The organism is Enterococcus sp. AZ095b (genome assembly GCF_051714725.1).
GTDB lineage: Bacteria > Bacillota > Bacilli > Lactobacillales > Enterococcaceae > Enterococcus_B > Enterococcus_B pernyi.
On record NZ_JBIOSL010000001.1, the window covers coordinates 2,074,536 to 2,085,937 of the forward strand.

Genomic DNA, 11,402 nt, shown 5'->3' on the forward strand with positions numbered 1-11,402 from the left:
AGAAAAAGACCAAAGAATAGAAGGCAGCTATGCCAATGACTATTCTCTGGTCTTTTTATTCAATATGAACGATCATCTTTCTAAATAAAACTCAAAGCGGTCGCCGACATATTGGGTACGTACGTATTCAAATGGCGTGCCATCTTCAAAGTAAGAGATCTGTCTTAAACGTAAAACAGCATCTCCTCGCTTGACCTCTAAATATTCAGCAATTTTTTCTGAAGCTAAGACTGCTGAAATTGTTTGTTTCGCCGCACCGATCTTGTTTCCTCTTTTTTCTTCGAGTGTTCGGTACAATGACTCCGTAATTTCTGCTTTGCTGTATCCGTCGATGATTTTTTGCGGAATACTCGCAATCTCAAAGCAAATAGGGATATCATCAGCAAAACGAATACGTTCCATTCGTAAGATAGTATCATCTTTTTTTAGTTGCAATTTCTCCATTTCACTCGAACTGGGTGACGTGAGAAAATAAGAAATCGTTCGACTGGATGGTACACGATTTTGTGATTCCATGATTTCGGTAAAACTGGTTGCACCAGACATCTTTTCTTGGACTTTTTCTCGTGCCACGTAGGTACCTGATCCAATTTTTCTTTCAAGGATTCCTTCATCGGCTAAGTTTTGGATTGCTTGTCTTAAAGTCATTCGACTAACATTAAACTTGATGGCTAATTCTCTTTCTGAAGGAAGACGATCTCCAATTTTCCAGACGCCTTGCTCGATTTCACTTTTGATTTGATCGTGAATTTGTATATATACCGGTAATTGATTCGACATAACATCTACCCGTCCTTTCATTTCTATTTTATTATAACTGGTATATACCTAATTCTCAACAAAAAAGAGCCCATCATGCTGTTCATTCCACTGCCTTGCCCTCCGATATAATAGCGTTTGGATATAGACCTATGATCATTCACTCTTATTCAATAAGTAATTAAAGTAACAAGCCCTTACTATTCTTGCTCGGAAACGACAGAATCAAAAAAGGCTGGCTCAAGTTCACCCAACTAATCATTGATCCAGTATTTTCATGGCCGTTGCCATCATCAAACGGATTCGATTCAATTGATTGACTAAGGAAGCACCTGGGTCATAATCGATTGCCGTAATGTTGGCTTTTGGGTAACGATGACGAAGCTCTTTGAATACCCCTTTGCCTACGACATGATTCGGTAGACAGCCAAATGGTTGCATACAAACGATATTAGGCACATCATTTTCCAACAATTCAATCATCTCACCGGTTAAAAACCAGCCTTCTCCGGTCTGATTGCCAATTGATAAAATCTGGCTTGCTCCCTCTGCTAATTGATGAATTGGTGTTATTCCATCAAAGCGTTGTGATTTCCTTAATGCTTTATCCATTGGCTTTACAACATATTCAATCAAGCGGATAAGAAACTGCGCGACCCATTTACTTTTTTTCGAATGACCTAAATATTCATATTTCCAGATTTGATTGTATATCGAATAATTCATAAAGCCCATGATATCAGGTACAACGACTTCAGCTCCTTCTTCTTCTAATAATCGGACGATATCATTATTGGCTGTCGGTGAATACTTGACTAGGATCTCTCCAACAATCCCTACTTTAGGTTTCGTTTGGTTCGTTAGCGGAACCGTGTCAAAATCATGGATGATTTTCGCCATATTTCGATTGAAATTTGTCAAAGAACCATTTTTGACATTGCGTTCCACTCGTTCAAGCCATTGATGGTGTATTTCATCAATCGCGCCTTTTTCTATCTCATACGGTCGAGTGCGGTAAACGACTCGTTCAAAAAGATCGCCATATAAAAAAGCAACAGCTAAACGTTTCAACAATGGCAATGTGAACGTAAAACCAGGAGAAGATTCTACCCCTTGATTGCCGAAAGACACAGAAACCACAGGTATCTGTGGGAAGCCAGCTTCATCAAGCGCCTTGCGAAGTAGTGGGATATAATTAGTCGCTCGGCATCCACCTCCTGTTTGGGTCATCATCACGCTGGTATGATTTAAATCATATGTGCCACTTTCCAATGCCTCGACTATTTGCCCAATCGAGATGATTGCTGGATAACACGCGTCATTGTTGACATACTTCAACCCAACATCAACGGCACTGCCACTTTCACTTGGCAAACAAACGACTCGATATCCCGAGGATTTTAGAGCAACATCAACTAAACCAGATTGATGGATAGGACTTAACATCGGCAATAACAAGGTATGTGTTTTCTTCATTTCTTTGGTAAAGGTGATTTTTTCCGGTGTAAGAAATTGTTTCGTTGGGCGAAATTGTTGTTTGGTTCGTGCATTGACTGCCGCTTTTAATGAGCGCAAGCGTATCCTGATGGCACCTAAATTTGCACCTTCATCGATTTTTAGGACAGTGTATAACTTGCCATATTGCGCCATGATTTCTTCCACTTGATCAGTTGTCACCGCATCGATACCACACCCGAAAGAGTTTAATTGCACTAATTCTAACTCCTTAGATTTGGCGACGACTCGGGCAGCTGCATATAATCTTGATTGATAGACCCATTGATTCACTACTCGTAATTGCCCCACATCTCCTAGATGAGCAATGCTATCTTCTGTCAAGACATGGAAGCCTTCTTGTGTGATCAATTCTGCAATCCCATGATTGATTTCCGGATCTAGATGGTAAGGGCGACCTGCAAGGACGATGCCACGTTCATTGTTTTGATGTAGCATCCTCAAGGTTTCTTCTCCTTTTTGCTGAATTTCTTTTTTAAAATCGGCTAATGCTTCATATCCTTGGTGTAAGGCTTCTTTTATTTGATCTTCTGAAAATCCATAGTCAGAAAATGTTTGGTGTAACGTCTTTGCCACTGATGCTTCGTTCGCTAGATTCAAAAACGGCTGACGGTAATCGATCCTTCCTTCCCGAATCGCATCGACATTATTTTTGATGACATCTGGATAACTTTGAACGATGGGACAATTAAAATGATTGTCCGCTTGGTTGTTCTCCTTTTGCTCAAAGATCACGCCCGGATAAAAAATGCAGGGAACACCAGCATCGATCAGTGACTGGATATGGCCATGCACCAGTTTCGCTGGATAGCAGACGGTATCACTTGAAATCGTGTCGATTCCTTGTTCGTAGATTTCCTTACTCGAACGAGGGGATAAGACTACTCGAAAGCCTAAAGTACGAAAGAAAGTCTGCCAAAGAGGAAAGTTTTCATACATATTCAATACTCTTGGAATCCCGATTTCCCCGTTGACAGCTTCTGTTTTTCGTAATGGACGGTAACGGAATAATTGCCGAGATTTTTCAGCCACTAAATTGATTTTCTTATCGGCTTTTTTGATTTTGATCTGTGCCCCACGTTCACAACGATTACCAGAAATCAACTTCCGACCATCAGAAAATAAAGTGACCGTCAATAGGCAATTATTCTCACACAACCCACAGTGCGTCAATTCTTTTTCTGTCGTCAACTGAGACAATTCTTCGAATGAGAGTACTTCACTTATTTCCCCTTTTTGATATTCTTCCAAAGCAATCAAAGAAGCCCCATATGCACCCATCAATCCTGCGATAGAAGGACGAACAACTTCTCTTCCACTGATTGTTTCAAATGCTCGCAAGACTGCATCGTTGTAAAAGGTTCCACCTTGGCACACGATCTTATTGCCTAGATCTTCTGGTTTTCTGATTTTGATCACTTTGTAGATCGCATTTTTGATCACAGAATAAGATAGACCAGCCGAGATGTCTCCAACAGAAGCGCCTTCTTTTTGGACTTGCTTGACCTTTGAATTCATGAAGACCGTACATCTGGAACCTAAGTCCACAGGGTTCTTGGCTGAAATAGCTGCAACCGTAAAATCTTGGATTCCATAACCTAATGACCTAGCAAATGTTTCGATAAATGAACCACAACCTGAAGAACAGGCTTCGTTCAATTGAATCGAGGACAATGCGCCGTCCTTGATCGTCATTGCCTTCATATCTTGTCCGCCAATATCTAAAATAAAATCGACACCTGGTTGAAAAAAATTTGCTGCTTTATAATGCGCCATCGTTTCGACTTCACCAATATCGATTTTCAACGCACTCTTGATCAACGCTTCACCATATCCAGTCACTACCGCTTTACCGATAAAGCAGCCTTTGGGCATTTGCTGATACATATTTTTCAATACGTTGATGGTTGTTTCTAAAGGCTGTCCTTCATTGTTTCCATAAAACGAGAATAATAGCTCTCCTGATTGATTGATCAAGGTGACTTTCGTCGTTGTCGAACCAGCATCAATACCTAGAAAAGCCACCCCCTGATGGGTAGCTAGCGCACGTTCTTGCACCTTCGCTTTTTCGTGTCGACTGCGAAAATCAGCTAACTCTTGATCGTTCTGAAACAGTGGCGCTAAAGAACGAGATGGATGAAGCAACTTTTGCTCTTGGCTTTTCAATTTCTGGATTAATTCACTGAGTGTTTTTTCCTTTGAAGTTTTTGCGTGATAAGCTGCCCCTAATGCTACGAATAGTTGCAGATTTTCTGGAAAAATCACTTCTTCTGTCGATAGACCAAGCGTTTCAATAAAGCGTTGGCGCAATTCGGACATAAAGTAAAGTGGGCCACCTAAAAAGGCGACCTTTCCTTTGATCTTTCTGCCTGCTGCTAAACCAGCGATCGTTTGATTGACGACGGCTTGAAAAATACTAGCAGCGATATCGGCTTTCGCCGCTCCTTCATTGATCAGTGGTTGTACATCCGTTTTAGCGAATACACCACAGCGAGAGGCAATTGGATAAAGCTGTTGGTACGCTTTGGCTAGTTCATTCAACCCATTTGCATCGGTTTTCAATAGTGCTGCCATCTGATCAATAAACGCGCCTGTCCCTCCCGCGCAGCTACCATTCATGCGTTGTTCTAAAGAAGAACCAAAAAAAGTGATTTTGGCATCTTCTCCCCCTAATTCAATTGCTACATCTGTTTCGGGAATCCTTTCTTCGATCGTTTTTGTACATGCAATCACTTCTTGGATAAAAGGTAATTGTAGATGTTCCGCTAATCCCATACCGCCAGAACCAGTGATGGCAAAAGCAATCCCCTGATCTTGTAAGGTTGTTTTGGCTTCTTCTAATATGTTGATGGTTGCTTTTCTGATATCTGCATAATGTCGTTCGTATTTAGCAAAAAGAGTTTCGCCATGGTTATCAAGAATCACTAATTTTACTGTCGTTGAACCTACATCGATACCTCCGTACATTTTCATCGTCTCGCCACCTTCTTAAAAAAACGCTTTGTTTAACATTGAACAAACCGTCTGTTATACTACATATATCTATTTTAAAACGATTTAGAGCGATTTCAATAAGCAATAATCGTCAGTTTGTGAGATAAACAACAATCGTGTGCGATTTGTCGACCAAAAGTGAGGAGATTTTTATGATGAAGAAAAACGATCTTCGAGTGAAACGTACCAATAAAATGATTATTGAAGCATTCTTACGTTTACTAGAAACAAAAAGTATGGAGCGAATCACGATCCAAGAAATTGCCGATGAAGCAATGATCAATCGTGCGACTTTTTATGCTCATTTCAAAGATAAACAAGATCTTTATGAGCATTTATTCCATATCGCTATCCAGACATTTACCTCGATCTTAGATTTGGAACCCTTGATGGAAGACAATAAATTGAAGCTGAAACGGGTCAACCGCGCCTTAACTCAAATTTACCAATTGGTGGCTGAGAACAAAGCCATATTTATTACGACTTTGGACGGCACTTCGATCGAGTTTTTCAGGAAAAAGTTAAAAATTTTCTTATCAGAAAAATACGCCACTATCTTTGATCGTCTAAAAATCACAGAGAACGAACTAGAAGTACCTATTGACTTTATCACAGAATACATAACTGCCATTTTCACCGGTACTTTACATTGGTGGGTCACTAGTGATACCGAGATGACACCACAGCAGTTAGCTACTTTAGTCATCAAATTAGTGGGAAATGGTCACTTGACCGTCTTAGGGATTGAGATTGAAAAATAACAAAAGCTCTGAAGAACACAAGATTATGTGAACTTCAGAGCTTTTGTTATTCTTAACGATTTTTAGACAACCATTTTTTGGTATGATTTGTTGGACGTTTCGCTTTGATTTGGACAAATTTTTCTGATTTTTTCGGTACATGGATCTCTACATTGTACTTCTCCGATTTGATCATATCGTAAATTTTTTCTGCTGTTTCATCTACTTTTTGTTTCCACTTCATTTGTGCCGCCTCCTTTTTTTCTTCTTATATCTACTCTAGCCTATAATAGCAAAATCAGCAAGAAACAAGGTGTTTTACACAAAAAAAAGAGTGATCTGCAACTGATCACTCTAGGAACTGGGGTAGCTGGATTCGAACCAACGCATGAGGGAGTCAAAGTCCCTTGCCTTACCGCTTGGCTATACCCCAATGAAATGGAGGAGAGTGGATTCGAACCACTGAACCCTAAGGAACGGATTTACAGTCCGTCGCGTTTAGCCACTTCGCTACTCCTCCGAAAGGTTTGTATCAACCTGACTTAGTTATAATACCTAATTTTCCAAGTGATTGCAACCCTTTATTGAAAATTTTTTTGATATTTTTTTATTCGTGTAAATTCCAATGACGAATTACTGTTTCTATCGCATTTTCAAGACTTTTTTCTTTGCCAAAGTCTTCTTCTCCCAAGAAAATCTCAAATTCTTTTGGGCCATACGCTAAAATTTCACCGATCATTTTTTTACCAATAAATAACTGCGTTACCTCATATGTGTTCCCTTTGATCGTTTTTTTGATCTCTTCGGTACGCACTTCAATATCTTTATTCTTTTTTGACATTATTTCCCACCTCCTCAATAGTTTATCACATTTAACGGCAGAAAACATTCACTGCGTGCCTTCTATTTGATAATTTATTTTCCTGCTTCGTGTTGCGCTAGATAATTTGCTGCTGCCCCTATCAGGTTCGCATCATTGCGATACTCACACAGGGTGATCAATGGATCAAAATCATTCAACCCAAAATGATTCGTCAATTTTTTCATCCGTTGATTGATTTCTGTCAGTAATCCCTCTTTTGCAGAAATTCCGCCACCCAATACGATCACTTCTGGATCAAAAGAAAATTGAATACTAAATAACCCTTTTGTTAAATAATCATAAAAAGATTCAACTTCTTCTTGTGCGAGCGGATCACCATTTTCTGCTAATTCAAAGACTTCTTTTCCACTAAAGGTATGTTTATCTAATCCTTTGCGTTCACAATACCGCCACGCCATTTGGACTGCCGTTCCTAATGTACTGAATGTATGCTCCCCATTAAGAAACATCAAGCCAAATTCTCCGCCATAAAGATGAGCGCCTTTATTCAATTCACCATTAGTGAACATCGCACCACCTACGCCTGTACCAATTACTACAAAAGCAACATTTTGATAGCCACGAGCAGCACCTTCATAAAACTCAGCCATTCCCGCGCAATTCGCATCATTTTCCATAGCAACTGGCAGACCAAATAATTCCTCTAATTCAGTATAAATATCAAACCCATGGATATAAGGGATCGCGCTGATACCTTCAATCACTTGTCGTTGGCTGTTCACAACACCTGGTGCACTAAAGGCGACCCCACTGATTGCTACTTCTTGTGATAATTGTTGGAATACCAATGATAATTGCGCTTTCATTTCTTTCCATGTAGCTGGTGTTGTGAACTGACATTTATGTGTTAGTGTTTCTTGTTCCCAATAACCATATTTGACAGCTGAACCACCAAAATCGAATGCTAAAATCCCCATAATTATTTGTTCCTCCTCGATAGTTTTTCATCATTATTTCCACTATGAAACGCTTTCTTTTTATTCTATAATTCTTTGGATAAAGTGACTTGATCTCTCAGAAGTATTCCTTCTTCATAGATTGGTTCTGGGTAGTTATTGATGAAGTAATCCTTTTCTCTTGATACTTCTTTAAAGCCTTTTTTTTGATAAAGATGTAACGCTGGATTCGTGATACTTCCTGTACGGATCAGTATTTTTGTTGGTTGTTTGCATTCTTTGCTAAACTGTTCGAGTGCATGGTCAATCAGCTTGCCACCGATTCCTCTTCCTTGATGCGCATCAGCAACAGAAACATTCATGATCTCACATTCCGTTTCTCTGATTTCATAAACAAGCACACCAATCACTTCATCCTGCTCTTTCCAGATAAATCCATCGCCATTGGTCACATAAGCGATCACTTTGTTTTTATCAGGATCGGCTTCTAGTAGTAATGCCCATGGTAAGTCACTTTTGTTCAATTGTTGAAACATCGCTTTCTCCCATCTAATAAAAATCAATGACTCTATTTTTTGTATTTTTTATAGTCTGGCATCGATTGATCTTCTTTATTACGCGTCAAACGAAAGTTACGAGGCACATAATCGATACCGCCTTTCACAAATGGGTGGCAACGAAAGATGCGTGCTGTTCCCATTAGGGTTCCTTTGAGCGCACCATGTACTTGGATGGCTTGGATCATGTAATTAGAACAAGTTGGATAATACCGACAACTTGGTGGGAACGCAGGTGAAATAAAACGCTGATATCCTCGAACTAAATAAATTAAAATCTTTTTCATATTCTCATCTCCATAAAAAAGAGGATTGGTCATACATCCACTTACCATCCCCTATAACCGGATAAACGGTGTTCTAAAAGCAACTCCTACAGAAATAAGCGCCAAAACCCAAAAATATGAAAAGCTATTTTCGGATTTTGGCGCTTATTTCTCGGAGCTGTACGCTTTTGCCACAACCTCTTTTTATCTTATCTGTTACCTAGTGTACACACTTAACTAAAGAAATCGAAGATATGCAACCATAAGCTCGGTTGAAAGACCTTGAATGGACTTCCACCGCCAATCAAACCATATCCGATCATTGTTCCAATGATGAATAATAGGAGTACAAGTAAAATGACAGCTAAAATTTTTACCAAACTTATCAAAATATAGCGTGGACTCGTCATCTCTCGTCACATCCTTAAGCGATTGTTTGTGGTGTTTTTTCGACTGGTGTTTCTTCTACATTTACACGTTCCACATCTGCACCTAATTGTTGCAATTTAATATGGAAATTATAATAGCCACGATCTAAATATTTTAGGTTACGAACGCGTGTAATTCCATTTGCTTTCAAACCAGCTAATACGAGCGCTGCTGCTGCTCTTAGATCTGTTGCATAGACTTCAGCACCTTGTAATTCGTGATTACCATCCATGATTGCAATGTTGCCATCGATTTTTACATGTGCATTCATTCTGCGCATTTCTTCAAGATGTTGGAAACGGTTCTCAAAGACTGTTTCAGTCACAACACTTGTACCTTCTGCAACCAACTGGATAGCAGTCATTTGTGCTTGCATATCCGTTGGGAAACCAGGATGTGGCATTGTTTTTACATCTGTTGGTAAAATATGTTTTGGTCCGATGACACGAACGCCACCGTCTTCTTCAGTGATCGTTGCACCCATTTCGATCAATTTAGAGATCAATGGACGATTATGCTCAGAAATCGCATCAGCGATCAATAGATTGCCTTCAGTCATTGCTGCTGCTACCATGAAAGTACCAGCTTCGATACGGTCTTGGACGATTGAATGGTTGACTGCATGCAAATGATCAACGCCTTCGATACGCATCGTTTCTGTACCAGCGCCATAAACATTCGCACCCATTTTATTTAAGATATTCGCTAAATCAACGATTTCAGGTTCACGTGCGACGTTTTCAATGATCGTCGTGCCTTTTGCTTTGACAGCAGCCATCATGATGTTTTGTGTCGCACCAACACTTGGAAAATCTAAATAGATCGTATTTCCGATCAGTTGATCGGCGATTGCTTCGATATAACCATTCTTTTGAATGATTTTTGCACCCAAGGCTTGAAAACCTTTTAGGTGTAAATCGATCGGACGTTTTCCAATCGCACATCCACCAGGCATTGCAACTTTTGCATGACCATTTCTAGCCAATAATGGTCCCATCACAACGATTGACGCACGCATTTGGCTTACGTATTCATAAGGTGCTTCAATTTCTAATTCTCTCGATGCATCAAGTGTCACACGATTATTCTCTTCATCAAACGCTACATCTACGTTCAAATGACGGATCACTTGATTCATAGTGAACACGTCAGAAAGAATTGGCACATTATCTAAAACGGTCGTTCCTTCTTCAGCCAATAAACTTGCGGCTAAAATCGGCAATACCGCATTCTTTGCTCCTTCGATCTTTACTGTTCCTTTTAATTGATTGCCACCTTTTACGATGATCTCTTCCATGTTGTTCCCCCCAAAAAAATCCGTTGAGTATACATTCGCTCAAAATCTTTTTTATTATATCACTTCTTGTTTTAAAATAGTACCTTTTTTTAAAATTATAGGCTGACGAAAAGATTTCGACATAGCGCAATGATCTCTAAGAAAAAACTGCTCGCTGTATACCCTAAAAAAATTGAAAAAAGGACAATTGCCATTCTAATTTGTGTCGTATGCATTGAACGAAAAAAAGCGTCAACGCGTAAAGAACGCAAAGACCAAAAGGCTAAGTAAATAAATGCCAAATGACTAACGATCCGAATGATTGCATCAATACCATATACTTGCATCATTACGCCCTTTCTAACAAATGTTTTTGATAACTAACACACTGATGATACCATAAATTTTATAAAAGTAGAAATTATTGGTTGTAAAAATGATAAATCTCTGTAATTTTCTTGACAAACTCTGAAAAATGGATGAAAAATATCATTTCTTTACACCAAAAAAATAAATTTTATCCTAACAATGAATGATAAAGAAAAGAAGAGATCGGGAAACACACGTGGCTGCATTAGCACCCATAAGTGTTTGTCCCGATCTCTTCTTTTGGGAGTTGTTCTCCCGCCATAATTCAATTACTTGTCAATTATAGTAATCACTTATGTTTTGATACATTGATACGGTTCACTGCGCGGTGTAACGCAACAGTTGCCCGTTTCAGTTCATTCTTATCTTCTTTTTGTTTGGCTTCTTCGATTTGGCGTTCAGCACGTTGTTTTGCGCGTTCTGCTCGAGTGACGTCGATATCTCGTTCACGTTCCGCACTATCTGCGACGATTGAAACTAAGTTATCGCGAACTTCCATGATGCCGCCGTTCACAGCGATCCAGTCAACGTGTGTATCTGAATCTGTCCGCTTCACACGAACTTCATCGATCGTTAAAGGCACGATGATTGGCGCATGCTGTGGTAAAATACCAAGTTCGCCAGCAGTAGTGCGTGCAACAACGATTGCCGCATGGTGATCATAAACTAAACCATCGGGAGTAACCACATTAACAGTTAAATATTGATCCATGGGGCA

General features: G+C 39.5%; 12 protein-coding genes and 2 tRNA genes. 1 reads left to right on the plus strand and 13 read right to left on the minus strand.

Annotated elements, in window-relative coordinates; genetic code table 11:
• Nucleotides 1–72: 72 nt before the first annotated feature.
• The gene (locus IGJ99_RS09860; protein ID WP_010734905.1) at nt 73–780 is read right to left on the minus strand and encodes a GntR family transcriptional regulator; all 708 of its coding nucleotides are present in this window, start codon (nt 778–780) and stop codon (nt 73–75) included.
• A 237-nt stretch (nt 781–1,017) separates the two neighbouring features.
• On the minus strand, nt 1,018–5,247 hold the full coding sequence (locus IGJ99_RS09865; protein WP_438770799.1) for an acyl-CoA dehydratase activase-related protein: 4,230 nt from the start codon (nt 5,245–5,247) through the stop codon (nt 1,018–1,020).
• A gap of 173 nt (nt 5,248–5,420) precedes the next feature.
• On the opposite strand from IGJ99_RS09865, the gene IGJ99_RS09870 reads away from it, so the two are divergent.
• The gene (locus IGJ99_RS09870) at nt 5,421–6,029 is read left to right on the plus strand and encodes a TetR/AcrR family transcriptional regulator (RefSeq protein WP_137072622.1); all 609 of its coding nucleotides are present in this window, start codon (nt 5,421–5,423) and stop codon (nt 6,027–6,029) included.
• A 52-nt stretch (nt 6,030–6,081) separates the two neighbouring features.
• On the opposite strand, the gene IGJ99_RS09875 is transcribed toward IGJ99_RS09870, so the two are convergent.
• From IGJ99_RS09875 to IGJ99_RS09925, 11 genes are all read right to left on the minus strand, one after another.
• On the minus strand, nt 6,082–6,252 hold the full coding sequence (locus tag IGJ99_RS09875; RefSeq protein ID WP_010734900.1) for a hypothetical protein: 171 nt from the start codon (nt 6,250–6,252) through the stop codon (nt 6,082–6,084).
• Between the two features lie 117 nt (nt 6,253–6,369).
• Nucleotides 6,370–6,441, minus strand: a tRNA-Gln gene (locus IGJ99_RS09880).
• Nucleotides 6,442–6,447: 6 nt separating this feature from the next.
• A tRNA-Tyr gene (locus IGJ99_RS09885) sits at nt 6,448–6,528 on the minus strand.
• Nucleotides 6,529–6,615: 87 nt separating this feature from the next.
• Entirely contained in the window at nt 6,616–6,849 is a 234-nt protein-coding gene (locus tag IGJ99_RS09890; RefSeq protein WP_010734899.1) for a DUF2969 domain-containing protein, read from the minus strand.
• Between the two features lie 74 nt (nt 6,850–6,923).
• Nucleotides 6,924–7,808 carry an ROK family protein gene (locus IGJ99_RS09895; protein WP_438770800.1) on the minus strand — a complete coding sequence of 295 codons (885 nt, stop codon included), beginning with the start codon at nt 7,806–7,808 and terminating at the stop codon, nt 6,924–6,926.
• Between the two features lie 65 nt (nt 7,809–7,873).
• Complete coding sequence (locus IGJ99_RS09900; protein WP_010734897.1) at nt 7,874–8,323, minus strand: GNAT family N-acetyltransferase; 450 nt, start codon at nt 8,321–8,323, stop codon at nt 7,874–7,876.
• A gap of 32 nt (nt 8,324–8,355) precedes the next feature.
• The gene (gene yidD, locus IGJ99_RS09905) at nt 8,356–8,631 is read right to left on the minus strand and encodes a membrane protein insertion efficiency factor YidD (protein WP_010734896.1); all 276 of its coding nucleotides are present in this window, start codon (nt 8,629–8,631) and stop codon (nt 8,356–8,358) included.
• Between the two features lie 212 nt (nt 8,632–8,843).
• Nucleotides 8,844–9,020: a DNA-directed RNA polymerase subunit beta gene (locus IGJ99_RS09910; RefSeq protein WP_010734895.1), complete on the minus strand. Its 177-nt coding sequence runs from the start codon at nt 9,018–9,020 to the stop codon at nt 8,844–8,846.
• A 14-nt stretch (nt 9,021–9,034) separates the two neighbouring features.
• Entirely contained in the window at nt 9,035–10,336 is a 1,302-nt protein-coding gene (murA, locus tag IGJ99_RS09915) for a UDP-N-acetylglucosamine 1-carboxyvinyltransferase (protein WP_010734894.1), read from the minus strand.
• Between the two features lie 95 nt (nt 10,337–10,431).
• The gene (locus IGJ99_RS09920) at nt 10,432–10,662 is read right to left on the minus strand and encodes a DUF1146 family protein (RefSeq protein ID WP_029594144.1); all 231 of its coding nucleotides are present in this window, start codon (nt 10,660–10,662) and stop codon (nt 10,432–10,434) included.
• A gap of 311 nt (nt 10,663–10,973) precedes the next feature.
• The gene (locus IGJ99_RS09925; protein ID WP_010734892.1) at nt 10,974–11,396 is read right to left on the minus strand and encodes a F0F1 ATP synthase subunit epsilon; all 423 of its coding nucleotides are present in this window, start codon (nt 11,394–11,396) and stop codon (nt 10,974–10,976) included.
• Between the last annotated feature and the right edge of the window lie 6 nt (nt 11,397–11,402).

Coding starts and splice junctions, on each gene's coding strand:
- IGJ99_RS09860 (WP_010734905.1), bottom strand. CDS start 780: ATGTCGAATCAATTACCGGTATATATACAAATTCACGATCAAATCAAA.
- IGJ99_RS09865 (WP_438770799.1), bottom strand. CDS start 5,247: ATGAAAATGTACGGAGGTATCGATGTAGGTTCAACGACAGTAAAATTA.
- IGJ99_RS09870 (WP_137072622.1), top strand. CDS start 5,421: ATGATGAAGAAAAACGATCTTCGAGTGAAACGTACCAATAAAATGATT.
- IGJ99_RS09875 (WP_010734900.1), bottom strand. CDS start 6,252: ATGAAGTGGAAACAAAAAGTAGATGAAACAGCAGAAAAAATTTACGAT.
- IGJ99_RS09890 (WP_010734899.1), bottom strand. CDS start 6,849: ATGTCAAAAAAGAATAAAGATATTGAAGTGCGTACCGAAGAGATCAAA.
- IGJ99_RS09895 (WP_438770800.1), bottom strand. CDS start 7,808: ATGGGGATTTTAGCATTCGATTTTGGTGGTTCAGCTGTCAAATATGGT.
- IGJ99_RS09900 (WP_010734897.1), bottom strand. CDS start 8,323: ATGTTTCAACAATTGAACAAAAGTGACTTACCATGGGCATTACTACTA.
- yidD (WP_010734896.1), bottom strand. CDS start 8,631: ATGAAAAAGATTTTAATTTATTTAGTTCGAGGATATCAGCGTTTTATT.
- IGJ99_RS09910 (WP_010734895.1), bottom strand. CDS start 9,020: ATGACGAGTCCACGCTATATTTTGATAAGTTTGGTAAAAATTTTAGCT.
- murA (WP_010734894.1), bottom strand. CDS start 10,336: ATGGAAGAGATCATCGTAAAAGGTGGCAATCAATTAAAAGGAACAGTA.
- IGJ99_RS09920 (WP_029594144.1), bottom strand. CDS start 10,662: ATGCAAGTATATGGTATTGATGCAATCATTCGGATCGTTAGTCATTTG.
- IGJ99_RS09925 (WP_010734892.1), bottom strand. CDS start 11,396: ATGGATCAATATTTAACTGTTAATGTGGTTACTCCCGATGGTTTAGTT.